Genomic DNA, 23807 nt, shown 5'->3' with positions numbered 1-23807 from the left:
CGCGTGCGGGGTCAGGGCACGGTGCGGGAGACCACGTACACCCGGGGATAGCCCGGCTTGTTGTGGTTGACGACCACGTCGTGGGTGGGCGCGGGGTTCTCCTGCTCGTGGACGAAGCCCGACCAGGTGCCGGGCCCCTCGAAGTTCCAGCCGGTGACCTCCCGGTCGCGCGCGCCGATGGTGAGGTCGTCGCGCTTCAGCGCGTCCTGCCGCACTCCCAGGCTGGTCAGGAAGGCGCTCAGACCCGCGTCCGTGGTCTCGAACTCGACGTAGAGGCGGCTGGTCTTCCAGTTGTTGGTCTCGTAGGACGCCACCCACCAGGCGGGGTGCGGCACGGGCACCTGGTAGAGACGGCGCTGCACCTTCGACGGCCAGCCCTCGGTCAGGCCGGTCGCGGAGTACTTCGCCTCCTTGTCCTTGCCGCTGGCCCGGCTCTGGTTCGCGGAGATCACCAGGTACCCGGCCGGGATGCCGATGAGCAGCACGATGATCAGCAGGGTGAGCGCCCTGCGGCGGATCATGTGCCGCCGGTCCTCGGCCGGGCGGGGCGCGCCCGGGAGGTCCGCCTGCTGGGGGAACTCGCCGCTCACAGCGACTCCTGGGTGGTGCCGCGGCGCGCCTCGGCGAACCGCTCGTAGCGTTCGACGCGGCGGCGCTTGGCGCGGCGGAAGCGGCGGGCGACCAGCCGGGCGAGGTCGGCGGCGCCGACCATGCCGGCCTCGGGGCCGAGCTGGGCGCGGACGATGTGGGCCTCGGGGCGGTAGCCGCGGCCGGTGAGGTGCCGTTTGAAGGCGTCCCGCGCGGGGCCGATGAGCAGGTCGTCGGCGGCGGAGACGCCCCCGCCGATGACGAAGCAGGACGGGTCGAGGGCGGCGGCGAGGTTGGCGATGCCGACGCCGAGCCACTGGCCGATGTCCTGGAGCAGCTCGATGCACATGGCGTCGCCCTCGCGGGCCAGCTCGGTGATCATCGGGCCGGTGATGTCGGCGATGTTCCCTTTGACGTGCTCGATGATCCCGTAGGCGACCGGGGAGTCGGCGGCGGCCAGCTCGCGCGCCTCGCGGACCAGCGCGTTGCCGGAGCTGTACTGCTCCCAGCAGCCGCGGTTGCCGCAGGGGCAGCGGTGGCCGCCGGGGACGACCTGCATATGGCCGAACTCGCCGGCCACCCCGTACTTGCCGCGTTTGACCTGGCCGTCCTCCAGGATGGCGCCGCCGATGCCGGTGCCGAGCGTGATCATGACGAGGTGGTCCTCGCCGCGTCCGGCGCCGAAGCGCCACTCGGCCCAGGCGGCGGAGTTCGCGTCGTTGTCGACCAGGACCGGGACCGCGAGGCGGCCGGCGAGGCGGTCGCGCAGCGGTTCGTTGCGCCAGGACAGGTGGGGGGCGAACAGCACGCGGTTGCGGTCGGCGTCGACCCAGCCGGCCGCGCCGATGCCGACCGCGTGCACGTCGTGCCGGTCGGACAGGTCCAGCACGAGTTCGACGATGGTGTCCTCGACGACCTTCGGGCTCTTGGACTTGTCCGGGGTCTCCGTGCGCAGCCGCTCCAGGATGTTGCCGTCGGCGTCGACGACGCCCGCCATCACCTTGGTGCCGCCGATGTCGATGCCCACCGTCGGGACGCGCGGCGCCGTCAGGTGGGAGCGGCGCTCCCGGGTGCCGACGGTTCTCAGGACCGGGGCGCGCCGGGAGCCGATGGGGGCGGTGAAGTCGCGGTAGGTGCTCATCGGGTGCGATTCTGCCGCACGGCTCCGCCGGGTGCCGAACGGATCCCGGGGTGCGTGGTGCGGATCATCGCCGGACGCGGGTGCGTGGGCGCCGGTCGCGCGGCGCCCCGCGCCCCTGGGCTTCGTCGTCGCATTACCGGCGTCCGCCCGGAGCGCGGCAGGCGGGAACGTGACGACCGGGCCTACGGGGTGCGGCGCAGCTCGTGCCGCAGGGCGTCGAGCTCCGTGCCGCCCGCCATCTGGTTCGTCAGCTCGTCCAGGGTGATGTCGTCGCGTGTGTGGTTGCCGGCCATCGTGCCGCGCTTGAGCAGGACGAACCTGTCGCCCACCAGGTACGCGTGGTGCGGGTTGTGGGTGATGAAGACGACGCCCAGGCCCTGGTCGCGGGCCGCCGTCACATATCTGAGGACCACTCCCGACTGCTTCACGCCCAGTGCCGCCGTGGGCTCGTCCAGGACGAGGACCTTCGCGCCGAAGTACACCGCGCGGGCGATCGCCACGCACTGGCGTTCGCCTCCGGAGAGGGTGCCGATGGGCTGGTCGACGTCGCGCAGGTCGATGCCCATGCGCAGGAGTTCCGCCCGGGTGGTGCGGCGCATCAGGTCGGTGTCCATGCGCTTGAAGGGGCCGGTGCCCCTGCGCGGCTCGGAGCCGAGGAAGAAGTTCCGCCAGACCGGCATCAGGGGGACGACGGCCAGGTCCTGGTGGACGGTGGCGATGCCCCGGTCCAGGGCCTCGCGCGGGGAGGACAGACGGGTCTCCTCGCCGTCGAGGGCGAGGGTGCCGCCGTCGTGCCGGTGCAGCCCCGCGATGATCTTGATCAGGGTGGACTTCCCGGCGCCGTTGTCGCCCAGCACGCAGGTGATCTCACCCGCGTGCACCTCCAGCGACACGCCCTCGAGGGCGCGGACGTTGCCGTAGTGCTTGCCGACGCCGGACAGCTCCACGAGGGGCGTACGGGTGTCGCTCCGTGTCATTTCGAGGCCTCCGCGCGGCGGCGCACCCAGGTGTTGAGCAGGGTGGCGAGGAGCAGCATCGCTCCGAGGAAGAACTTGAACCAGTCGGGGTTCCACTCGGCGAAGACGATGCCCTTGCTGGTCATGCCGAAGATCAGGGCGCCGACCGCCGAGCCGGCCGCGCTGCCGTGGCCGCCGGTGATCAGACAGCCGCCGATGACGGCCGCGATGATGTAGATCAGCTCGTTGCCGACGCCCTCGCCGGACTGGACGACGTCGTAGCTGAAGAGCAGGTGCTGGCCGCAGATCCAGGCGCCGAGGGCGACGCCCATGTAGAGGACGGTCTTGGTCCGGGTCACGGGGACGCCCACGGCGCGCGCGGCCTGTTCGTTGCCGCCGACCGCGAAGATCCAGTTGCCGGCGCGGGTGCGCAGCAGGATCCAGCTGCCGACGGCGACCAGCGCGAGCCACCACAGGACGGTCACCTTGATGTGCATGCCGCCGACGGTGACGGTGGAGGCGAACAGCGCCCGTGCGCTCGTGAAGCCCTCCATGTCGGCGACGGTCTTGGTGGAGACGGTGCCGCTGATCAGCTTGGTGAAGCCCAGGTTCATCCCCGTCAGCATCAGGAAGGTGCCGAGCGTGACGATGAAGCTGGGCAGCCGGGTGCGGGCCAGCATGATGCCGTTGAAGGCGCCGACCGCGAGCGTGACCAGCAGGGACACGCCGACGCCGACCCAGACGTTGGCGGTCGCCTGGTAGCTGAACATCGACGACACCAGCGCCGACGAGGTCACCAGCACGCCGGCCGACAGGTCGAACTCGCCGCCGATCATCAGCAGCGCCACCGGGACGGCCATGATGCCGATGACGGAGGACGCGTACAGGACGGTGCCGAGGCTGGAGGCGCGCAGGAAGCTGTCGGCGACGAGGGCGAAGCAGCAGAAGACGGCGATCGCGCCGACCACGGAGCCCAGCTCGGGGCGGCTCAGCAGCCGCCGGAGCGGGGACGGCAGGCGCAGAAACCTTTCATCAGCGGTGTCGGAGGTCGTCGCGCTCATCGGGTGCCCCGCCGGGTGTACTCCCGCAGCTCGGCGGCGTCGTCACCGGTGACGATCTGCGGCCCGGTGAGCACCGGCCGGCCGCCGCCGAGGACGTCGGCGTTGTAGCGGTACAGCCACAGCAGGTCGACCGCCTGGTAGCCCTGGAGGTAGGGCTGCTGGTCGACGGCGAAGCCGAGGCTGCCGTCCTCCAGGCCCGCGGCGACCTTGGCGTTCAGGTCGAAGGTGTCGATCTCGGCGTCGCTGCCCGCGCCCTCGCGGGCCTTCACCGCGGTGTCGGCGTAGGGGGCGCCCAGGGTGACGACGGCGTCCAGGCCGGGGTCGGACTGCAGCCGGGCCTCGATCGCCGACTGCACGTCGGGCATGCTCGTGCCGTTGACGTGCAGCCGGACCAGCGTGCCGTCGAAGGTCTTCGCCACGCCGTCGCAGCGCTGCTCGTGACCGACGTTGCCCTGTTCGTGCAGGACGCACAGGGCCTTCTCGCGGCCCCGCCCGTTCAGTTCCTCGCCGACGGCCTCACCGGCGACGGTCTCGTCCTGGCCGATGTGGGTGAGCGCCCCGAACTCCTTCGACTCGGCCGAGCCGCTGTTCACGGTGACCACCGGGATGCCGGCCTCGCGGGCCCTGGCCAGGGACGCCTTCACGGCGTCCGGCTTGGCCAGGGTGACGATGATGCCGTCCACCTTCTTGTCGACGGCCGCGTCCACCAGCTGCGCCTGCTGCTGGCCCTCGTCGTCGTGGGAGTAGAGGAAGCGGATGTTGTCCTTCACGGCGGCCTGCTTCGCGCCGCTCTGGACGATGTCCCAGAAGGTGTCGCCGTCGCCCGCGTGGGTGATCATCGCGAAGGTCCAGCGGGGGGTGTTCACCGCCGCCTTCCCCTCCGCCGCGGCGGCCGCCCGGGCGTCCTCCGCCCGTTTGCCGCCGGTACTGCTGCATCCGGCGAGGGAGAGCGTCAGCGCCCCCGCCAGCGCGATGCCCACCCAGGTCGAGATCCGTGCCACGAGGACTTGCCCTTCTTGCTGTGCTCTTGCGTGTGCAAGGGGCCGATGACCGCACCGGCCCCAAACGCACCATTCTCGAACACGGGCGCCGGGCGTCCCCGCGCGGGGACCGCTCGCCGGTCACATTGTCCGGACATGGCGAGGAACGAGGCGTGCGCGGCGGCGAGTTGTCAGGACCGCACAAGCAGCTGGAACTCGAAGGAGTACCGGGAGGGCCGGTAGGTGTGCGAGCCGAACTCCACCGCGCGGCCGGTGTCGTCGAAGGTCACCCGCTCCATGGTGAGCAGCGGGGCGCCGGTCTGCTCGCCCAGCCGCTCGGCCTCGCCGGCGGTGGCGGCCCGGGCGCCGATGGTCTGGCGGGCGCTGTGCAGGGTGATCCCGGCCGTCCGCATCAGCCGGTAGAGACCGGTGGCCTCCAGCTGGCCGGTGTCCAGGTCGAGCAGTCCGGGCGGCAGGTGGTTGCACATGTACGCCATCGGCTCCCCGTGGGTGAGGCGCAGCCGTTCGACGCGGTGCACCTCGCCGCCCTCGGCCACCCCGAGCGCGGCCGCGACCTCGGCGGAGGCCGCCACGACGGTGTTGACCAGCACCTTCGTGGTGGGGCGCTGGCCGGCCGCCTCCAGGTCGTCGTAGAGGCTGCTGAGTTCCAGGGGGCGCTTGACCTGGCTGTGCACGACCTGGGTGCCGACCCCGCGGCGGCGCACCAGGAGCCCCTTGTCGACCAGGGTCTGGATGGCCTGGCGGACGGTGGGCCGGGACAGGCCGAGCCGCCCGGCGAGCTCGATCTCGTTGCCCAGCAGGGTGCCGGGGGTCAGTACGCCGTGTTCGATGGCGGACTCCAGCTGCTGGGACAGCTGGAAGTACAACGGCACAGGGGAGCCCCGGTCCACGCTCAGCTCCAGCTGTACGGTCGGGTCCACTTCTGGTTTCGGCACGGGCCGAGCGTAGCCCCGTGCGCTGTTGACGGGAAGTTGTGTAGTTCGGTTGTCCGGACATACGCATTGACAGGGAGCGGCGCGGGCCCCACTTTGTTTCCATGCGCATCGGGGTCATCGGTACGGGCCGTATCGGCACCATTCACGCCCACACACTCAGCAGGCACCGCGACGTCGGCTCGCTGATCCTCACGGACGTCGATCCGGCGCGGGCGCAGGCCCTCGCCCACCGGCTCGGCGAGACGTCGGCACCCGGGGTGGACGAGATCTACACCTGGGGTGTGGACGCCGTGGTGATCACGGCGGCCACGTCCGCCCACGCCGATCTGATCGGCCGGGCGGCACGCGCGGGACTGCCGGTGTTCTGCGAGAAGCCCATCGCCCTGGACCTCGCCGGCACGTTACAGGCGATCACGGAGGTCGAGACGGCCGGGACGGTGCTGCAGATGGGTTTCCAGCGCCGCTTCGACGCCGGTTACACGGGCGCGCGGGAGGCGGTGCGCTCGGGCAGGCTCGGGCGGCTGCACACCGTACGGGCGATGACCAGTGACGCGGAGCCGCCGCCCGCGGGACATCTGGCGCAGTCCGGCGGGCTGTACCGGGACACCCTGATCCACGACTTCGACATGCTGCGCTGGGTGACCGGCCGGGAGGTCACGGAGGTCTACGCGGCCGGGTCCGACGCCGGGCCGGCCGTGTTCCGCGAGTCCGGCGACGTCGACACCGGTGCGGCGCTCGTCACCCTCGACGACGGCACGCTCGCCTCCGTCACGGCGACCCGGCTCAACGGCGCAGGCTACGACGTGCGCATGGAGCTGGCCGGGGAGCGCGACCAGATCGTCGTCGGCCTGGACGACCGTACGCCGATCGCGTCCACCGAGCCGACCGGGCCGCCGGCCGCGGACAAGCCGTGGACCGGGTTCCTGGAGCGGTTCGGACCGGCGTACGAGGCCGAGCTGATCGCGTTCGTCGAGGTGGTGCGGGGCGAGCGGGCCAATCCGTGCGACGGGCGGGAGGCCCTGCAGGCGCTGCTGATCGCGGAGGCGTGCGAGCTGTCCCGGCGGGAGCGCCGGCCGGTGCGGCCGGCGGAGCTGCTGAGCGGCTCGGCGGCGGCGTACACCTGAGGCACGGGCGGGCGTCAGGGTGCCTGGACCGGCAGGACCGTGCCCTGGGCGACCGCGCACAGCGTGCCGGTGCCGTCCTCGTCGAGGGTGAGCAGGTCGCAGCGGACGACGGCCTGCCGCCGTCCGGCGTGCACGACCTCGGCGCGGGCCCGCAGGGTGCGGCCGGTGGCCGGGCGGAGGTACTGGAGGGAGAAGCCGCCGGTGAGGACGTGCGGGCCGAGGAGGGCCCCGGCGGCGAAGGTGAGGGCGTTGTCGGCGGCGTAGGAGAGGACGCCGCCGTGCAGGAAGCCGTTCTGCTGGCGGAGTTCCTCACGGATGTCGATCTCCAGGGTCGCCCCGCCATCCCCGAAGGCGGTCAGCCGGGCGCCGAGCAGCCGGCTGAAGGGCTGGTCGGCGAGGGTCCGCCGGGCGGTGGTCAGGTCGAGTGCGGGGGACGCGGTCACGGGACGGGACTCCTCGGGGTGACGGGCGGGCGGGTCAGGGGTTTCCGGTCTCGTCCAGGAGGCCGGCGTCGTGGGCGAGCAGGGCGATCTGGACGCGGTTGTTGAGGTCGAGCCGGGCCAGGATCCGGGAGACATGTGTCTTGACGGTGGCCAGGCTCATATAGAGCTCGGCGGCGATGTCGGCGTTGGCCAGGCCCCGCCCGACGGCGACGGCGACCTCGCGCTCCCGGTCGTTGAGGACCGCGACGCGCGCTCGCGCGTGGGCGCGGCGCGCGCCGGCGGCGCTGCCGGCCGCGTGCGCGATCAGCTGCCGGGTGACGGTGGGCGACAGCACCGGATCGCCGGCCGCGACCCGGCGCACCGCGGCGACGATCTCGGCGGGCGGGGTGTCCTTGAGGACGAACCCGGCGGCACCCGCGCGCAGCGCGCGCAGCACCTGTTCGTCGGCGTGGAAGGTGGTGAGCACCACGACCTGCGGGGCGTCCTCGCGGCGGCGCAGCGACTCGGTCGCGGTGAGCCCGTCCACCGACGGCATGCGGATGTCCATCAGGACGACGTCCGGGCGGGTGCGGTCGACGAGCGCCTCGACCTCGCCGCCGTCGGCGGCCTCTCCGACGATCTCGATGTCGTCGGCGCCGCCCAGCATGAAGGACAGCCCGGCCCGCACCAGCGGGTCGTCGTCGACGAGGAGCACTCGGGTCGCAGTCATGGGCCCCATGTCATCACGGACGGGCGGGGCGGCGACACGGCCTGTGTCCGGTCCCGGTTCATCCCCACGGCAGCCGTGCCCGTACCTCGAACCCGCCGTCGGAGGTGGGGCCGTGTTCCAGGGCGCCGCCCGCCAGGGTGGCGCGTTCGGTGAGACCGATCAGGCCCTGCCCGGCGCCGGGAACGTGGGGGACGTCCCCCTCGGGCGCGGGATTGCGCACGGCGACGGTGAGGCCCTGCCCGGGGCCGCCGGTGACCGACACGGTGACCTCCGTGCCGGGGGCGTGCTTGCGGGCGTTGGTCAGGGCCTCCTGGGCGATCCGGTAGGCGGTGCGGCCGACGGAGGCGGGGGCGGTGTCCGCGCCGGTGACCCGCTGGTCCAGGGTGACCTCCATGCCGGCCTGCCGGGACTCGGCCGCCAGCGCGCCGAGCGCCGCGAGCGTCGGCTGCGGCCGGCCCGCGTCGTCGGACTCGCCCGCCCGCAGCACGCCGATGATCTCCCGGAGGTCCTGCAGCGCCTCGTGCGCGCTCTCCCTGATCACGCCGGCCGCCCGCGCGATCTCCTCGCGCGGCGCATCGGGCCGGAACTCCAGCGCGCCGGCGTGCACGCTCAGCAGCGTCAGCCGGTGCGCGAGCACGTCGTGCATCTCCCGCGCGATGGCCTCGCGCGCCAGCCGCTGCGCCTGCTCTGCCCGCAACCGGGCCTCGGTCTCGGCCCGCCGGGCCCGGTCCCTCAGGCTCAGCATCAGCTGCCGCTTCGACCGTACGAACGCGCCCCAGCCGAGGGTCGCGACCGCCAGCACCACGAAGAGGACGATCGAGGCGGGATACGGCAGGTCGGGGTCGGGGCGCCACCAGAAGTAGAACGGGACGAGCAGCACCTGGGCGCCGCCCACCCAGGCCACGTAACGGAAGGGGCGGTGCACGGCGAGTGTGAACAGGGCGATCATCGCCACCCCGCCGGAGGTCTCCGAGACGAAGCTGACCGGAACCATCGCGGCGGCCAGCGCCAGCGGCCACCGTCTGCGCAGCCAGATCGCGGCACAGGACAGCGCGCCGAGCACCTGGTCGGTGACGGCCAGCGCGTGTGGGATGTCCTGGTTGCCGCGGAGCGTCTCGGCGCCCAGCAGGCCCACCGCGACGGCCAGCAGAAAGCAGGCGAAGTCGACGGCCCAGTCCCGCGCGGTGCGCCTGGGGCGCCGCGCGGAGCGGGTCGCGTCGGGGTCGAGTTCGTGGACGAGGGCGGACGGGAAGGCCCACCGGCGCCCCGTGAACACCGGGACGGTCTGCCCCGCCTTGTCACCAGTCACGGTCGGCAATCTACGCACGGCGCGGCCCCGGCGGCACCCGGCGGGCGGGATCGCCCACCGAAGTCGCGGAGGCGCGGACTTTCGGCGCGCCGGCCGCCGCGGGTCGTCGACTTCCGTCGGACGGGGCTCACCCCTCGGCCGATGCGGGCGGGGGGTCCGCGGGGCGAGGGTCCCTGCATGAAGAAGTTGCTGGAGGTTCTGGGATTCCTCGCCGTCGTGCAGGGCGTGGCGGGGCTGGTGGGCGAGTTCACCGATCTGCGCTGGGGGCTGGTGCGGCGGATCGGTTTCCTCGACGGCCACGCGCTCTACGCGAGCGTCGCCCTGCTGGTGCTGGGCGTCGCCCTGTTCGCGGCGGCGGAGAGCCGCGGGCCCGGATGACGGCCTGTCCGCCGGGCCCGCGGTCCGCCGGTCAGCAGGTGTGGTCGACCAGGTCGAACGAGGCGTAGTGGTCGGCGGTGTAGTAGTCCTCCTGATACTGCTCGCCGGTGACGATGCGGCGCGCGCCACGGGTGGGGGAACCGGGCGTGATCACCGTGTACTCGTGGTAGTAGCCGGTGGACCTGTCGGGGAGGATGCCCTCCCGGTTCTGGAAGACGGTCCCGTCCTGCTCGTACGGGTAGGGGCCGCCCCGCTCGATCAGGTCGAGGGTGTCGTGCGCCTGTGCGGGCAGGTCGCCGTAGCAGATGTCGCCGACCACCAGGACCGTGGCGGGGGCGGACACGGCTGGGGCGGGGGCGGCGTGGGCCGTCGTCGCGGCGACGGTGCCGCCCAGGAGGAGGGTGGACAGGAGCGCGGCTGCCGCGCCGGTGCGTGCGGTACGTGGGGGGAATCGCATGACCTCATGATGACGCGCGTAGACGATGGCATGTCAATGACAACTACAGGGATTTTGCCGTCGGGTGACCCGTCGGGGCGGGTGGCAGGTCGACGTCCGTTCGCCGCCAGCGCGCCGGGAGCGCGGGCGCTGGGATGGACGCATGACGACAGACGATTCGATGAGCAACTTCGAGCAGGCCGCGGGTAACTCCCTGCTCGGCAAGGTGGCGTTGGTGACCGGCGGCAGCCGCGGGATCGGCGCGGCGACGGCGCTGCGGCTCGCGCGGGAGGGCGCGGACGTCGCGGTGACCTACGTGAACGGCGAGGAGGCGGCCGGGGAGGTCGTGCGGGCGGTGCGGGCGCTGGGGCGCCGCGCGGTGGCGCTGCGCGCGGACGCCGGTGACGCGGAGGAGGCGGCCGGGGCGGTGACCGCCGCCGCCCGGGAACTGGGCCGGCTCGACGTGCTGGTGAACAACGCGGGCGTCGGGGTGCTCGGACCGGTGGAGTCCCTGTCCCCCGCCGATGTCGACCGGGTGCTCGCGGTGAATGTGCGCGGAGTGTTCCTGGCGTCGCGGGCGGCGGCGGCCGTCATGCCGCGCGGGGGACGGATCATCACCGTCGGCACGTGCATGACCCAGCGGGTGCCGGGGCCCGGCGGGACGCTCTACGCGATGAGCAAGTCGGCCCTGGTGGGGCTGACGAGGGCGCTGGCACGGGAGTTGGGCGGGCGGGGGATCACCGCGAACATCGTCCATCCCGGGCCGGTCGACACCGACATGAACCCCGCGGACGGGCCGCACGCGGCGGGGCAGGCGGCCGTGACCGCGCTGGGACGGTTCGGCACGGCGCAGGAGGTGGCGGAGACGATCGCCCATCTGGCGGGGGCGGACTATGTGACGGGGGCGGAGTTCTCGGTGGACGGGGGCCATGCGGCGTGACGCGTGCCGGTGCACGGCGGCCGGGGTGACGGCCGCCGTGCGGTGCTCCGCCGGCGTCCGCCGGGTGCCGTGCACGCGCTGGACGCGAGGTGGCGGTCAGCCGCCCAGTTCCCGGTGGCGGGCCGTCAGGGCGGCGGCCCCGGTTTCCGTCAGGGCGCCGAAGAGGCGGAGGCGGGAGATGCCGCCGTCGGGGTGGATGTCCACGCGGGCGTGGGTGGCGGTCGCCGGGTCCGGCAGGACGAAGCGGTGGTCGGTGTCGGGCTGGAGGCGGGTGCGGGGGAGGATCTCGCGCCAGTCGCCGTCCTCGCCGTCCTTCACCGACACCGAGGCCCAGCCGGCGCTGTTGCCCTTGAGGTACGCCGTGTCGATCTCCAGGGCACGGATCCGGGCCTGGGCCACCAGCAGGTAGCGGATCCAGTCGTGCCCCCGGTCGCGCCGGCGGCGGGTCTCCCAGCCGTCGTCCATCTTCTGCGAACGGCCCGGCCGGATGGTGTTGGCGGCCGGTGAGTAGAAGCGGTCCGACGCGTCCTCGACCCGGCCGCCGTTCTCCAGGGCGACCACGTCGAAGGTGCCGAGCGCCGCCAGCCAGGCCGGGTCCGGGACGATCTCGCCGTAGACGCGCAGCCGGGCGACGCCCCCGTCGGGATGCTGCTTGAGGCGCAGATGGGTGAAGCGCCGTTCGGCCGTCACGGCGAAGCCGTTGGCCGCGTGGCCGCCCACCGGGGTGCGCGGGACGAGCGTGGTCCACCGCACGTCGTCGGAGAGCAGTTCGCCGGGCGACGGCGCGCCCGCCACCGAGGCGCCCTCGACGGACACGGCCGCCGGGTGGTTGCCGCGGAAGTGCGCGGTGTCGACGACGATCCCGCGGACCACTCCGGGCGCGCCGAGCCGGATCAGCGCCCAGTCGTGGTCGTCGGCCGCCGGCCAGGGGTCCTCGGCGGAGGTGCCGCGCCGGCGCCGGGTCTCCCAGCCGTCCATGACCTTGCCCTTGTGGCCGAAGTGCCCGGGGTCGAACTCGGCGCGCCCGGGCAGCAGGAGGTTCTCGCGCTGGGCGAAGAACTCGTCGTTGGCGGCGACGACTCCGGCGCCGAGCCGGCGGTCGGCGAGGTCGGCGTGGTGGGTGAAGGGGAAGTCGGCGGTGCGGTAGTCCGCGTAGGGGTCGCCGCCGCCGTAGGGGTGCGCGTCGCCGGTGAATCTCTCGATCGCCGTCACGGTGGTCCGGTCCTGCCTCTCGGGTGTCGGTGGCGGTGTCAGCGGGGGCGGGTGAGCAGCCGGCCCCCCGGTTCGGTGAACTCGCCGTCGCCGACGACGCGCCTGCCGCGCAGCCAGGTGGATCTGACGACGCCGTACAGGGTCCTGCCCGCGTACGCCGTCACCCGGTTGCGGTGCTGGAGCGCCGCCGGGTCGACGGTGAAGGTCTCCTCGGGTGCGAGGACGGCGAAGTCGGCGTCGCGGCCGGGCGCGATGGCGCCCTTGAGCCCGTCGAGACCGGCCAGCCGTGCCGTGTGCGCCGACATCCAGCGCACCACGTCGTCCAGGCCGTGGCCGCGGCGGCGGGCCTCGGTCCAGACGGCGGGCAGGCTGAGCTGGAGTCCGGAGATGCCGCCCCAGGCGGTCGAGAAGTCGTCCGTCTTGAGGTCGGCGGTGGACGGGGAGTGGTCGGTGACGACGCAGTCGATGGTGCCGTCCGCGAGGGCCTGCCAGAGCAGATCCTGGTTGGCGGCCTCGCGGATGGGCGGACAGCACTTGAACTCGCTCGCGCCGTCCGGGACCTCCTCCGCGGTGAGGGTGAGGTAGTGGGGGCAGGTCTCGGCCGTCACCCGCACGCCCTCGGCCTTCGCGGCGGCGATCAGCGGCAGCGCGTCGCTGGAGGACAGGTGCAGCACGTGCACCCGCGCGTCCCGACGTCGCGCCTGCTCCACGAGGTGGGCGACGGCGCTGTCCTCGGCGTCCCGGGGGCGGGAGGCTAGGAAGTCGGCGTACTTCGGGCCGCCGTGCTGCGGGGCGGCAGCGAGGCGGTGCGGGTCCTCGGCGTGCACGATCAGCAGCCCGCCGAAGGAGGCGGTCTCCGCCAGGGAGCGGGCCAGTCGCTCCCGGTCCAGGTGGGGGAACTCGTCGACGCCGGACGGTGACAGGAAGGCCTTGAAGCCGAAGACGCCCGCCTCGTGCAGCGGACGCAGGTCCTCGACGTTGTCCGGCAGGGCGCCGCCCCAGAAGCCGACGTCGACATGGGCCTTGTCGGCGGCGACCCGCCGCTTGGTGCGCAGGTGTTCGACGGTGGTGGTGGGCGGGAGGGAGTTGAGCGGCATGTCGATCAGCGTGGTGATGCCGCCGGCCGCCGCGGCGCGGGTGGCGGTCCAGAAGCCCTCCCACTCGGCGCGGCCCGGGTCGTTGACGTGCACATGAGTGTCGACCAGACCGGGCAGCAGGACGTCGTCGCCGAGGTCCTCCAGGCGCGCGCCCCCGGGGAGGGGCGCGTCGTACGGCAGTACGGCCGTGATCGTGCCGCCGGCGACCGTGACGGACGCGGCGCGCGTTCCGTCGGGGGTGATGACGCGCGTCGAGCGCAGCACCAGTTCGGCGTCGGGCACCCGGAATCCTCCTGACCTTCCGTCCGGATGGAATTCAACGTTCTGTTGAAGGAGTGTTCACCGGCGCCCGCGGCCCGTCAAGGGCACACTTCCGGTGCGGACCGGATCGACGGCCAGCCTGGACGATTCCAGGAAGCGGAAATATACTTCCATCCAGCAGAACTCGGCTGGGCGCCGACGGGCGGCCGGACGGCCGCCGGGTAGGCTTCTGCCCTTCCTGCCAGGCCTCGAAAGGAACGTGCCGTGCCGACGTCCAGCACCACCGACTCCGCCCGGCCCGCCGGTGGCGTGCAGTCCCTCGAGCGCGCCTTCGATCTGCTCGAACGGATGGCGGACGCGGGCGGCGAGGTCGGCCTGAGCGAGCTGTCCGCGAGCAGCGGGCTGCCCCTGCCGACGATCCACCGCCTGATGCGCACGCTCGTCGCCTGCGGCTACGTACGCCAGCAGCCCAACCGCCGGTACGCGCTCGGCCCGCGCCTGATCCGGCTCGGCGAGTCCGCCTCCCGGCTGCTGGGCACCTGGGCACGGCCGTATCTGGCGCGCCTGGTGGAGGAGACCGGCGAGACGGCCAACATGGCGCTGCTCGACGGGGACGAGATCGTGTACGTGGCGCAGGTGCCGTCGAAGCACTCCATGCGGATGTTCACCGAGGTCGGCCGGCGCGTGCTGCCGCACTCCACGGGTGTGGGCAAGGCCCTGCTGGCCGGATTCCCGCCGGAGGAGGTGCGGGCCCTGCTCGGCCGCACCGGCATGCCCGCCGCGACGGACAAGACCATCACCACGCCGGACGGCTTCCTCGCGGCACTGGAGGACGTGCGCCGCCTGGGCTACGCGATGGACGACAACGAGCAGGAGATCGGCGTCCGCTGTCTCGCCGTCCCGGTGCCGGATTCCCCCACGGCGGCGGCGATCTCGATCTCGGGCCCCGCGGGCCGGGTCACGGAGTCGGCGACGGAGAAGATCGTGCCGGTGCTGCGGCAGATCGCGGTGGAGCTCTCCGAGGCACTCGCCACGCCGGGCACCTGACCCGGAGCCCCGACGGGGCGCGTCAGCCGCGCGGCGACCGCCCGAACAGGTCCACCGCTTCGCGCAGTTCGCGCACCCCCTGCCGCAGCGCGCTCACCGAGCCGATCGCACCCGCGATCAGCAGCAGCGAACGGCGGAGCCGGGGAATGTCCGGGTCGCCCGCGGCGGCCATGCCCGCCAGCTCGGCGAGTTCCTCCTCCGCGACGCCCCGGTCCCGGAACTCTCCGGGGTGGGCGGCGAGTTGACGGCGTAACCGGGACACGGCGGAGTGCAGCTCCGCCACCCTCGGGTCCGCCTGAGTGCCGGGCACACGCCTCTGCTCCACGCTGCGCAACACAGTCCCTCCCCTGGCACGTCGCCGTGCACCCTCCCCTGACCGGCCTCCGCTCCCCCGTCGGCCGGTCGCGCCAGTAAACGCCACCCTTGCCCGCTTGCGCCAGTCCGCTGCGTCATCGACTTGCTCCGCAGCGTGACATCGCGGCCCGGGGCGCCGCGTACCGCGCCGCGCTCCTACCCCGCGGCGAGTGCGGTATGCAGGAGACATGACGACACCTCACACAGGCGGGGGCGGCACCCCCGAGGTCACGGGTCTGCTGCTGGCCGCGGGCGGCGGGCGGCGGCTCGGCGGCAGGCCGAAGGCACTGCTCGGCCACCGGGGCCGGCCGCTGGTGGAGCACGCGGTCGCGGTCCTGCGCGCGGGCGGCTGCACGCGGGTGCACGTGGTGCTCGGCGCGGCGGCGGACGAGGTGCGCGCCCGCGCCGCGCTGCCGGGCTGCGTCCTCGTCGACAACCCCGCGTGGGAGCAGGGCATGGGCACGTCGCTGCGGGCCGGCCTGGGCTCGCTGGCCGGGACGGGCGCGCGGGCCGCGCTGGTCTCGCTGGTCGACCAGCCCGGGATCGGCGCGGAGGCGGTGGCGCGGGTGCTCGGCGCCTACCGCTCCCCCGCCTCGCTCGTCTCGGCCGCGTACGACGGGGTACGCGGCCATCCGGTCCTGTTCGGCTCCGCGCACTGGGCCGGGATCGCCGCGACGGCGACCGGGGATCGGGGGGCACGCGCGTATCTGCGGGAGCACGCGGAGGAACTCGCGCTCGTCGAGTGCGGCGACGTGGCCGAGGCGTACGACATCGACACCGAGGCGGATCTGACGCACCTTGAATGAGCCGGCGACCGGCGAGGGATCCGGCGTCAACAGAACATTGAACTTCCACTATGAGGAAACTACTATCCACCACTCAGGAGCCACCGCCGTACCCGGGTCGACCGGCACCCGGTGCCCCGCACGCCGAAGGAAGTGACACCGATGTCCGCACCAGCCCCGCCGGCCGTCGTCGACGCCGCGCCCCTGCCCCGGCAGGAGGAGGTCCTCACCGAGGCGGCGCTCGCCTTCGTGGCCGAGCTGCACCGGCGGTTCACCCCGCGGCGTGACGAGCTGCTCGCCCGGCGCGCGGAGCGCCGCGCCGAGATCGCCCGCACCTGCACGCTGGACTTCCTCCCGGAGACGGCCGATGTCCGCGCCGACGACTCCTGGAGGGTCGCCCCGGCCCCCGAGGCCCTGAACGACCGCCGCGTCGAGATCACCGGCCCCACCGACCGCAAGATGACCGTCAACGCCCTCAACTCGGGCGCCAGGGTATGGCTCGCGGACTTCGAGGACGCCTCCGCGCCCACCTGGGAGAACGTGGTCGGCGGCCAGCTCAGCCTGATCGACGCCTACACCCGCCGCATCGACTTCACCGATCCGGTCTCCGGCAAGTCGTACGCCCTGCGCCCGGACGCGGAGCTGGCGACGGTCGTCGTGCGCCCGCGCGGCTGGCACCTGGACGAGCGCCACCTCACCGATGCGGACGGCACTCCCGTGCCGGGCGCGCTGGTCGACTTCGGCCTGTACTTCTTCCACAACGCCCAGCGGCTGATCGACGCCGGCAAGGGCCCGTACTTCTACCTCCCCAAGACGGAGTCGCACCTGGAGGCCCGTCTCTGGAACGAGGTGTTCGTCTTCGCGCAGGACCACCTGGGCATCGCCCGGGGCACCGTCCGCGCCACCGTCCTCATCGAGACGATCACCGCGGCGTTCGAGATGGAGGAGATCCTCTACGAACTCCGCGAGCACGCCTCCGGTCTGAACGCCGGCCGCTGGGACTACCTCTTCTCCATCGTCAAGAACTTCCGCGACGGCGGGGCCAGGTTCGTGCTCCCGGACCGCAACGCGGTGACGATGACCGCCCCGTTCATGCGGGCGTACACCGAACTCCTCGTCCGCACCTGCCACAGGCGCGGCGCGCACGCGATCGGCGGCATGGCGGCGTTCATCCCGTCCCGCCGGGACGCGGAGGTCAACAAGGTGGCCTTCGAGAAGGTCCGCGCCGACAAGGACCGCGAGGCCGGGGACGGTTTCGACGGCTCCTGGGTCGCCCACCCCGACCTGGTCCCCCTCGCCATGGAGTCCTTCGACCGGGTGCTCGGCGACAGGCCGCACCAGAAGGACCGCCTGCGCGAGGACGTCGACGTCCGGGCGGAGGACCTCCTCGCCATCGACTCCCTCGACGCGAAGCCGACGTACGCGGGCCTGGTCAACGCCGTTCAGGTGGGCATCCGTTACATCGAGGCCTGGCTGCGCGGCATGGGCGCGGTCGCCATCTTCAACCTGATGGAGGACGCCGCCACCGCCGAGATCTCCCGCTCCCAGATCTGGCAGTGGATCAACGCGGAGGTCGTCCTCGACAACGGCGAGCAGGTCACCGCCGGACTGGCCCGCGAGGTCGCCGCCGGGGAACTCGCGAACCTCCGGGCGGAGCTGGGCGAGGAGGCGTTCGCGGCGGGCAACTGGCAGCAGGCGCACGACCTGCTGCTGAAGGTCGCCCTGGACGAGGACTACGCCGACTTCCTGACCCTGCCGGCCTACGAGCAGCTCAGGGGCTGACCCCTAAGGCTCCGAGCGGCCCAGGTGCACCGACCAGTCCTGGGCCGCCGCCGGTTTGCCGTGCAGGTCGGGGACCCGTTTCAGCCATTCGGGGCGCCCCCGTCGCGTACTCGCCGCCCGCCGGGCGTTCTCCTCGGCGAGCTCGTCCGCGCCGGGGAAGTCCACGGGCAGCCAGGCCGCGGACGACCGCACCCGTGCGTGGAGGAACGTCACGTAGGCCTCGCGGACCTCGTCGGGCGTGGCGAAGCGGGGGTCGCCGGCCAGCCAGTCGTCGGGCACCTCGGCGGTGACGCACCGCAGCAGTTCATCGGTCACCTTCGGGGCGAGTTCGGCGTCGGCCGCGCGCACGTCGGGGCCGTAGTGGCCGAGGGCGTGGTGACGGAAGTCGTACGCCTTGGCCGGGTCGGACCCCTCCCACCGGTGGTGGAAGACGAGCGCGGCCCCGTGGTCGATGAGCCACAGCCGCGGGGGTGCGACGCCCAGGGTCGGCCACACCACCAGGTTGGAGCTGTGGACGGTCCGGTCCACGTTCACCGTGAGGGCGTCGAGCCAGACGATCCGCCCGGCCTCCAGCGGATCGACGGGAAAGGCCTCGGCGACCTCGGGGGTGAAGTCCCGCGCGCCCGGCAGGTAGTCCATGCCGAGGTTGACGCCGGCGCTGGCCGCGTGCAGCTCCCGCACCTCCTGGTGCGGCTCGCTGTCGGCGACCGCCGGGTCGAAGTGCACCAGCGCCAGCTCGGGGAACCGCAGCCCGAGGGCGCGCGCCAGCTCCCCCACGATCACCTCGGCGACCAGCGCCTTGCGCCCCTGCGCGGACCCGGTGAACTTGACGACGTACGTGCCGAGGTCGTCGGTCTCGAAGACGCCGGGCACGGACCCGCCCGACCTCAGGGGCATCACATACCGGACAGCCTTCACTTCGCGCAGCACACCGGCCAGCGTACGTCAGGTCCCCGTACGGGCACCGGCCTTCACGGCCCGGCCAGCGGACTGGCCACCGGGCGGTAGCGGGCGTCCGCGCCGTCCGCCCCGGTCCAGCGCAGCAGGAGGTTGGTCTTGGCCGGGAGGGTGGGGGCGGTGAGGAGGGCGGGGATCTCGGGGAGGTCGTGGCGGGAGAGTTCACGGCGGACCGCCGGCCAGGGGTCGAGGCCGGGATGGTGTGCGGCGAGGGCGGCGGCGATCTCGGTGAGGTGGTTGACGATCAGGCAGTAGACCAGGCGTTCCCAGCCCGCCTCCCGCGTCACCGCGGAAAGGAGTTTCACGCCCTCGGCGTCCCGGTAGAGGGCGCGCACCGGCATCCCGCCGGGGTCCATGGCGACCAGCGTGTTCTGCAGGTGGGCCTCCAGGACGACGCCGTGCTCGGCGAAGGCGGTCAGCGCCGGGGGGACCACCGCCGCCAGGTAGGCGTCCCACCAGGCGGCCGGGGCGGTCGTGGCGGCCAGGGGGCTGCCGTCGAAGCCCTCGGCCAGGGCGGCGGCCAGGAAAGGGGTCGCACCGGGCGGGAGGTGGTCGCGCAGTCCGTCGCGCACCACCACGGCCAGCTGTTCGTAGGCGAAGTCCGCGGTGCGGTGGCCGCGGTCGCTCTGCCAGGCCGCGCCGGTCCCGGCGAGGGCGGCGCCTGCGGCCGTGTCGGTCGTGCGGAGTCTCAGCAGGTCGTGGCGCCACAGCCGGCGGATGTCGTTGGTGATGCGCACATCCAGGCTGAACTTCAGGAACAGATCGCGCGCGGGCGCGTACACGGTGCGGATCGCCGCCGTCGGCCACACCGGGAAGGGGGTCGTGCCCAGCCGGATCAGACGGCCGTCGGCGAAGGCGGGGGCGAGGTCACGGGCCGCGAGGTCCAGTTGCCAGGGGTGGGCGGGGAGCAGCCGGTAGCCGGGCGGGGCGGCGCCCAGGCGGTCGAGGGCCGCGGTGTCGCCCTCGTCGGCGACGGCGTCCTCGCGCAGCCCCAGCAGCGTCAGCGGGAACCGGGCGTGCGCCTCCGGCGCGTAGGGCAGCCAGGCGGCGGCGGGGCCGCCGCCGCGCGCCTTGGGGGCGGGGTGGTGGGTGTGGCCGGTGACGAGGGCCTGTTCGGAGCGGAGATAGGGGTCGTCCGGCGGGGTGGCCCGGGCGCGGGCGGTGAGCAGCGCGGCGACCGCCTCCCGGCTGTCGAGCATCTCGGCGGGCAGTTCGTGGTTGGACCGGCCTGTGTGCCGGCGCAGTTCCTCGGCGACGAGTTTCACCAGCTCCGTGTGGCTCACCCGGTGCCAGCCGCCCGCCGTGCGGACCTCGGGTCCGGCGGGGCGCCGGGTGCCGCTCACGCGCAGCAGGCGGCCGGTGCCGGGCAGGCGGTAGGTGGGGCGGTCCCCGGTCCCCGGCAAGGGCCGGGCCACTTCGCGCAGCAGGCAGTTCAGCAGCGGCACCGACGCGTACGCGTCCGCGCGGCGGGCCGTGTCGTCGTCCGTGGGCGGGGGGATGAGGTCCACGCGATCAGTATGTCTGTCGTCGTCCGGCGGGACGTCCCGTCCGGACGTCCCGCCCCACGCGTACCGAGGAGTCCGCCCGTGCACCGACCCCCCACCGCCGAGGCCGAGATCGCCGACGAGCTGGCCGTGGTGCGGCCCGGCCTCGTGCCGCGGTACGCCGGCGAGCTGCCCGGCGCCCGTGCGGCCGTGCTGACCCGGCTGTGGCGCGGTCTCGCGCACGAACCGCTGCCGTGGGTCGCCCGGCGGGAGGAGGGCCGCGAGGGGCTCACCCTGTGGCTGGCGGACGGCCGGCGGCTGCACGGCCCGCACGCGGACCCGTATGCGACCGCCGCGTACGTCACCGCCGTACGGCTGGACGAGGCGGGGTACGACGATCCGGCGCGGCTGATGACGGATCTCGCCGTACCGCACTCGGCGGTCTTCGCCGCCGAACTCGGGCACGGTGTCGCCTCGTTGGCGCTGTCGCGGGCGGGGCAGCGGGTGCGGCCGGCCAGGTGGCCGGCCCGGGACCGGGAGTGGGAGTGGGAGCAGCGGGTGGTCGACGGGCATCCGTTCCACCCCAACTGCCGTTCCCGGCCGGGCTTCTCGGTGGCCGATCAGCTCGCCTACGGGCCGGAGCACGGGCCCGTGGTGGGGCTGGGGCTGGTGCCCGTGCCGGAGTCGGAGTGCCTGCTGACGGGGGTGTGGCCGGGGTGGCTGCGGGAGCCGGGGCGGGTCCTGGTCCCGGTGCATCCCTGGCAGGCGGCGCAGGTGCTGAAGCGGACGGGTGAGCGGGAGCTCGCGGCGCATCCGCTGATGGCGCTGCGTACCCTCGCGCTGCCGGACGGGCCGCACGTCAAGACGGCGCTGAGCGCGCGGCTGACGTCCTCGGTGCGGGACATCTCGCTCGGCTCGGTGGCCGCGTCGGCGGCGCTGTCGGAGTTCGGGGAGGCGGTGGCGGCGCGGACGGACGGGCTGCTGCACGTCACGCGCACGCTGGGCGCGGTGGCGGCCGGGTCGCCCGATCTCGCGGCGGTGCTGCGGGAGTCCCCGGGCGAGTACGCGGGCCCCGGGGAGCGCGTCGTCCCGGTGGGGGCGCTGGCGACCACGGGGCTGCCCCGCTCCCCCGACTGGCTGAGCGGTTTCGCCCGGCTCGCGCTCACGGTGGGGCTGCGGCTGCTGGAGCTGGGGGTGGCGCTGGAGGCGCACGGCCAGAACCTGCTCGTGGTGCTGTCGCCGGAGGGGGCCCCGGTGCGGCTGGTCTACCGCGACCTTGCCGATCTCCGGGTCGGTCCCGCCCGTCTCGCCCGGCACGGCGTCCGGCTCCCCGCGCAGCTTCCCGCGCGCATGGTCACGGACGACGTACGCGCCCTGCGCCGCAAGCTGTTCGGCTCGCTGGTGGCGGGCGCGCTGGCGGGGACCGCGGGCTCCGGGGCGGCGCTGCGGGCGGCGCTGGAGAGCGCGGTGCCGCATCTGCCGCCCACCCCGGACCTGGCCGCGCTGCTCGGCGAGCCGCTTCCGGCGAAGGCGCTGACGCTGATGCGGCTGTCGCCGCGTACGGCGGGGGACCAGTGGGCGGAACTTCCCAATCCCCTTATGTACGACGGGCGGTGACGCCCCGTTTTGGAGCCCGGTGCCTCTGATCAATAGGATCCGCCGATGATCAGAAGAAAACGGCCGGTGGCAGGCGCCTGTGCCCTGCTCGCCGCCCTGACGGCCGGGCTCGCCTTCCCGGCCGGGGCGGCCGCCGGTGAACCCACGGGCCAGAGCGCGCCGAAGGTGAACCTGCTCCTCGATGTGAGCGGCTCGATGCGCGCCAAGGACATCGACGGCCAGTCCCGGATGGCGGCGGCGAAGCAGGCGTTCAACGAGGTGCTGGACGCCACGCCGGAGGAGGTCGAGCTCGGGATCCGCACCCTGGGCGCGAACTACCCAGGCGACGACCGCAAGGAGGGCTGCAAGGACACCGCGCAGCTCTACCCGGTCGGCCCGCTGAACCGCACCGAGGCCAAGACGGCGGTGGCCACGCTCGCCCCGACGGGCTGGACCCCGATCGGCCCCGCCCTGCTGAAGGCGGCCGACGATCTCGACGGCGGCGACGGCTCCAAGCGGATCGTGCTGATCAGCGACGGCGAGGACACCTGCGCCCCGCTCGACCCCTGCGAGGTGGCCCGGGAGATCGCGGCCAGGGGCATCGGCCTGACCATCGACACCCTGGGCCTGGTGCCGAACGCCAAGCTGAGCCGGCAGCTCAGCTGCATCGCCGAGGCGACCGGCGGGACGTACACCTCCGTCGAGCACCAGGACGAGCTGACCGACCGGGTGAACGAGCTGGTGGACCGCGCGGCCGAGCCCGTGGTGACACCGGTCGCCACGGAGGGCGCCGGCTCCTGCGCCAAGGCCCCGGTGCTCGAGTCGGGTCTCTTCACCGACCGCGAGGAGTTCGGGCAGCAGCGCTGGTACCGCGTCGAGCTGCTGGCCGGACAGGAACTGCGCGCCTCGGTCAGTGTGGCGGCGGACCGGGCGGTGCGTCCGGACTACGGCGTGCTGCTGCGGGCCGTCACGGTGCACGGCCGGGAGATCGTGCGCGGCGAGGCCACCGGCAACGGCCGTACGGACGTGCTGTCCACCGGGCTGCGGTACCCCAAGCCCGAGCGGGACGACGACGACGGCGCCAAACCCGCGGCCGAGGTCGTGTGCCTGGCGGTGACCAACTCCTTCTCGGCAGACGCCGGGGTGAAGACCACCCCCGGTCTTCCGCTGGAGCTGACGGTCGACGTCGTGGACGGTCCCGGCGGGTCGAGCGACGTGGCCTCCTTCGGCCTGGGCCGGGGCTGGTGGCTGCTCGGCGCGCTGATCCTCACCGGCTTCGTCGCCGGTCTGCTCTGGGGCTGGCTGTCACGCTGGCGGTTCGCTGTCTGGAGGACCAACTGATGCGTGCCATACGTGTACTGGGCGCCGCCCTGCTCGCCCTCGGGCTGGCCGCCGCACCGGCCGCGGCCGACTCCTCGCCCTCCCCGGAGGCGTCCGCCGACGACGGGGCGCCCACCCGCGCGGGCACCTCGTTCCGTACGGCGACGGAGGTCGAGCAGGGGCAGACCGCCACCGCGCGCGCCTCCACGGGCGACTACCTGTACTGGTCGTTCCCGGCGGACGCCGGGCAGCGCCCCACCGTCGAGGCGACGGTGAAGCTGCCGGACAGCCACGCGGCGGAGACCTGGCAGATCGACGTGTACGACGGTCTGCGCCGCCGTCAGGCCTGCCAGTACGGCGCGGCGACCCGCACCGCGGCGGCGGACGCGCCCTCGGTGGAGCTGACGTGCGTGCTGCGCACGGTCCGCGCCTGGTCGGAGCCGTGGGCCAACGACCCGCTGCCCGGCACGTACTACGTCCGGCTCACCGCGCTGCGCCTGTCGACGGCCGACCTCGGTCAGGCGGTCGACGCCGAACTGCGGGTCGACTCCGCGGACATGGGCGGCGCGGCGGCGGTCGACGGCACTCTGTCCGAACCGCTGGTGCCGGGCATCGCGGTACGCGCCGAGGCGGACGAGGCGAAGGACGACGACTCGCCCACCGCCGTCCTGGCCGATCTGGAGCCGGAGGACGGCTGGACCTCGGGCTGGTGGTCCGACCGCTGGATCTGGACCGCCGTGGGCGGCGCGCTGGCCGCCCTGGCGGGTGTCGCCGGCTACCGCCTGACCCGTGGCTCCGGACGCCCGCCCGGGGTGCCGCCGCACGCGTGACACCCTCCCGGAAGGCCCGCCCCGTGCGGGCCTTCCGGCTTTTCCCTCACGCCTCCCCGCA

24 protein-coding genes are annotated in these 23807 nt (G+C 73.7%); 9 read left to right on the top strand and 15 right to left on the bottom strand.

Translation table 11 applies throughout. The features are described 5' to 3' along the window. Nucleotides 1-11: 11 nt before the first annotated feature. The 6 genes from CNQ36_RS26870 to CNQ36_RS26845 form a co-directional block, all read right to left on the bottom strand. Nucleotides 12-590 carry a sugar kinase gene (locus tag CNQ36_RS26870; RefSeq protein WP_121547876.1) on the bottom strand — a complete coding sequence of 193 codons (579 nt, stop codon included), beginning with the start codon at nucleotides 588-590 and terminating at the stop codon, nucleotides 12-14. After that, nucleotides 587-1729, bottom strand: a complete 1143-nt coding sequence (locus CNQ36_RS26865; RefSeq protein ID WP_121547875.1) for an ROK family glucokinase — start codon at nucleotides 1727-1729, stop codon at nucleotides 587-589. Before CNQ36_RS26865 ends, CNQ36_RS26870 begins: the two co-directional genes overlap by 4 nt. A 182-nt stretch (nucleotides 1730-1911) precedes the next feature. After that, nucleotides 1912-2706 carry an ATP-binding cassette domain-containing protein gene (locus tag CNQ36_RS26860; RefSeq protein ID WP_121547874.1) on the bottom strand — a complete coding sequence of 265 codons (795 nt, stop codon included), beginning with the start codon at nucleotides 2704-2706 and terminating at the stop codon, nucleotides 1912-1914. Continuing rightward, nucleotides 2703-3746, bottom strand: a complete 1044-nt coding sequence (locus CNQ36_RS26855; protein WP_121547873.1) for an ABC transporter permease — start codon at nucleotides 3744-3746, stop codon at nucleotides 2703-2705. Before CNQ36_RS26855 ends, CNQ36_RS26860 begins: the two co-directional genes overlap by 4 nt. Further along, on the bottom strand, nucleotides 3743-4747 hold the full coding sequence (locus CNQ36_RS26850; RefSeq protein WP_121547872.1) for a sugar ABC transporter substrate-binding protein: 1005 nt from the start codon (nucleotides 4745-4747) through the stop codon (nucleotides 3743-3745). The genes CNQ36_RS26855 and CNQ36_RS26850 overlap by 4 nt, the downstream gene beginning before the upstream one ends. Nucleotides 4748-4917: 170 nt before the next feature. Beyond that, nucleotides 4918-5667, bottom strand: coding sequence for a GntR family transcriptional regulator (locus tag CNQ36_RS26845; RefSeq protein WP_004923017.1), 750 nt, complete (start codon nucleotides 5665-5667; stop codon nucleotides 4918-4920). A 116-nt stretch (nucleotides 5668-5783) separates the two neighbouring features. On the opposite strand from CNQ36_RS26845, the gene CNQ36_RS26840 reads away from it, so the two are divergent. Further along, nucleotides 5784-6806, top strand: a complete 1023-nt coding sequence (locus CNQ36_RS26840) for a Gfo/Idh/MocA family protein (protein WP_121547871.1) — start codon at nucleotides 5784-5786, stop codon at nucleotides 6804-6806. Nucleotides 6807-6820: 14 nt separating this feature from the next. On the opposite strand, the gene CNQ36_RS26835 is transcribed toward CNQ36_RS26840, so the two are convergent. The 3 genes from CNQ36_RS26835 to CNQ36_RS26825 are packed head-to-tail and all read right to left on the bottom strand — an operon-like array spanning nucleotide 6821 to nucleotide 9267. Then, complete coding sequence (locus CNQ36_RS26835; protein ID WP_121547870.1) at nucleotides 6821-7249, bottom strand: PaaI family thioesterase; 429 nt, start codon at nucleotides 7247-7249, stop codon at nucleotides 6821-6823. 34 nt (nucleotides 7250-7283) lie between these two features. Next, nucleotides 7284-7958, bottom strand: coding sequence for a response regulator transcription factor (locus CNQ36_RS26830; RefSeq protein WP_121547869.1), 675 nt, complete (start codon nucleotides 7956-7958; stop codon nucleotides 7284-7286). 58 nt (nucleotides 7959-8016) lie between these two features. Beyond that, nucleotides 8017-9267, bottom strand: coding sequence for a sensor histidine kinase (locus tag CNQ36_RS26825; RefSeq protein WP_121547868.1), 1251 nt, complete (start codon nucleotides 9265-9267; stop codon nucleotides 8017-8019). A gap of 177 nt (nucleotides 9268-9444) precedes the next feature. Between CNQ36_RS26825 and CNQ36_RS26820 the strand changes: the two genes are divergently transcribed. Then, entirely contained in the window at nucleotides 9445-9645 is a 201-nt protein-coding gene (locus CNQ36_RS26820; protein WP_121547867.1) for a hypothetical protein, read from the top strand. 31 nt (nucleotides 9646-9676) lie between these two features. Here the strand turns inward: CNQ36_RS26820 and CNQ36_RS26815 are convergent, their stop codons facing one another. Further along, nucleotides 9677-10102 (bottom strand): guanyl-specific ribonuclease, encoded by a 426-nt coding sequence (locus CNQ36_RS26815; protein ID WP_121547866.1) that lies wholly within the window; start codon nucleotides 10100-10102, stop codon nucleotides 9677-9679. A 160-nt stretch (nucleotides 10103-10262) separates the two neighbouring features. Here CNQ36_RS26815 and CNQ36_RS26810 point away from each other — a divergent pair, with 160 nt between their 5' ends. Then, nucleotides 10263-11021, top strand: a complete 759-nt coding sequence (locus CNQ36_RS26810; RefSeq protein WP_004923020.1) for an SDR family oxidoreductase — start codon at nucleotides 10263-10265, stop codon at nucleotides 11019-11021. A 96-nt stretch (nucleotides 11022-11117) separates the two neighbouring features. Here CNQ36_RS26810 and alc read toward each other — a convergent pair whose 3' ends face one another. Continuing rightward, the gene (gene alc / locus CNQ36_RS26805) at nucleotides 11118-12233 is read right to left on the bottom strand and encodes an allantoicase (RefSeq protein WP_121547865.1); all 1116 of its coding nucleotides are present in this window, start codon (nucleotides 12231-12233) and stop codon (nucleotides 11118-11120) included. A gap of 38 nt (nucleotides 12234-12271) precedes the next feature. Next, nucleotides 12272-13612, bottom strand: coding sequence for an allantoinase AllB (allB, locus tag CNQ36_RS26800; protein ID WP_121547864.1), 1341 nt, complete (start codon nucleotides 13610-13612; stop codon nucleotides 12272-12274). 243 nt (nucleotides 13613-13855) lie between these two features. Here allB and CNQ36_RS26795 point away from each other — a divergent pair, with 243 nt between their 5' ends. Next, nucleotides 13856-14638 (top strand): IclR family transcriptional regulator, encoded by a 783-nt coding sequence (locus CNQ36_RS26795; protein ID WP_121547863.1) that lies wholly within the window; start codon nucleotides 13856-13858, stop codon nucleotides 14636-14638. A 22-nt stretch (nucleotides 14639-14660) separates the two neighbouring features. Here the strand turns inward: CNQ36_RS26795 and CNQ36_RS26790 are convergent, their stop codons facing one another. Further along, entirely contained in the window at nucleotides 14661-14975 is a 315-nt protein-coding gene (locus tag CNQ36_RS26790; protein WP_040905768.1) for a DUF5955 family protein, read from the bottom strand. 205 nt (nucleotides 14976-15180) lie between these two features. On the opposite strand from CNQ36_RS26790, the gene CNQ36_RS26785 reads away from it, so the two are divergent. Then, a complete protein-coding gene (locus CNQ36_RS26785; protein ID WP_121547862.1) occupies nucleotides 15181-15798 on the top strand; it encodes a nucleotidyltransferase family protein in 618 nt (205 codons plus the stop codon). 141 nt (nucleotides 15799-15939) lie between these two features. After that, a complete protein-coding gene (gene aceB / locus CNQ36_RS26780) occupies nucleotides 15940-17559 on the top strand; it encodes a malate synthase A (protein ID WP_121547861.1) in 1620 nt (539 codons plus the stop codon). A 3-nt stretch (nucleotides 17560-17562) separates the two neighbouring features. On the opposite strand, the gene CNQ36_RS26775 is transcribed toward aceB, so the two are convergent. Together CNQ36_RS26775 and CNQ36_RS26770 are read right to left on the bottom strand one after the other, a co-directional pair. After that, on the bottom strand, nucleotides 17563-18489 hold the full coding sequence (locus tag CNQ36_RS26775) for a HipA family kinase (protein WP_121547860.1): 927 nt from the start codon (nucleotides 18487-18489) through the stop codon (nucleotides 17563-17565). 41 nt (nucleotides 18490-18530) lie between these two features. Next, nucleotides 18531-20024, bottom strand: a complete 1494-nt coding sequence (locus CNQ36_RS26770; protein ID WP_121547859.1) for an IucA/IucC family protein — start codon at nucleotides 20022-20024, stop codon at nucleotides 18531-18533. 78 nt (nucleotides 20025-20102) lie between these two features. On the opposite strand from CNQ36_RS26770, the gene CNQ36_RS26765 reads away from it, so the two are divergent. Genes CNQ36_RS26765 through CNQ36_RS26755 form a run of 3 tightly spaced genes read left to right on the top strand, consistent with a single transcriptional unit; the run spans nucleotide 20103 to nucleotide 23746 of the window. Next, entirely contained in the window at nucleotides 20103-21617 is a 1515-nt protein-coding gene (locus CNQ36_RS26765) for an IucA/IucC family protein (RefSeq protein WP_121547858.1), read from the top strand. A gap of 45 nt (nucleotides 21618-21662) precedes the next feature. Next, nucleotides 21663-22937 carry a VWA domain-containing protein gene (locus CNQ36_RS26760; RefSeq protein ID WP_121547857.1) on the top strand — a complete coding sequence of 425 codons (1275 nt, stop codon included), beginning with the start codon at nucleotides 21663-21665 and terminating at the stop codon, nucleotides 22935-22937. Further along, a complete protein-coding gene (locus tag CNQ36_RS26755; protein ID WP_121547856.1) occupies nucleotides 22937-23746 on the top strand; it encodes a hypothetical protein in 810 nt (269 codons plus the stop codon). The genes CNQ36_RS26760 and CNQ36_RS26755 overlap by 1 nt, the downstream gene beginning before the upstream one ends. The last annotated feature ends 61 nt before the right edge of the window (nucleotides 23747-23807 follow it).

Origin of the sequence: Streptomyces fungicidicus, from assembly GCF_003665435.1 — a bacterium.
GTDB classification, from domain to species: domain Bacteria; phylum Actinomycetota; class Actinomycetes; order Streptomycetales; family Streptomycetaceae; genus Streptomyces; species Streptomyces fungicidicus.
The sequence above is the reverse complement of the archived record's forward strand: the minus strand, read 5'-3'. Positions and strand labels throughout refer to the sequence as shown.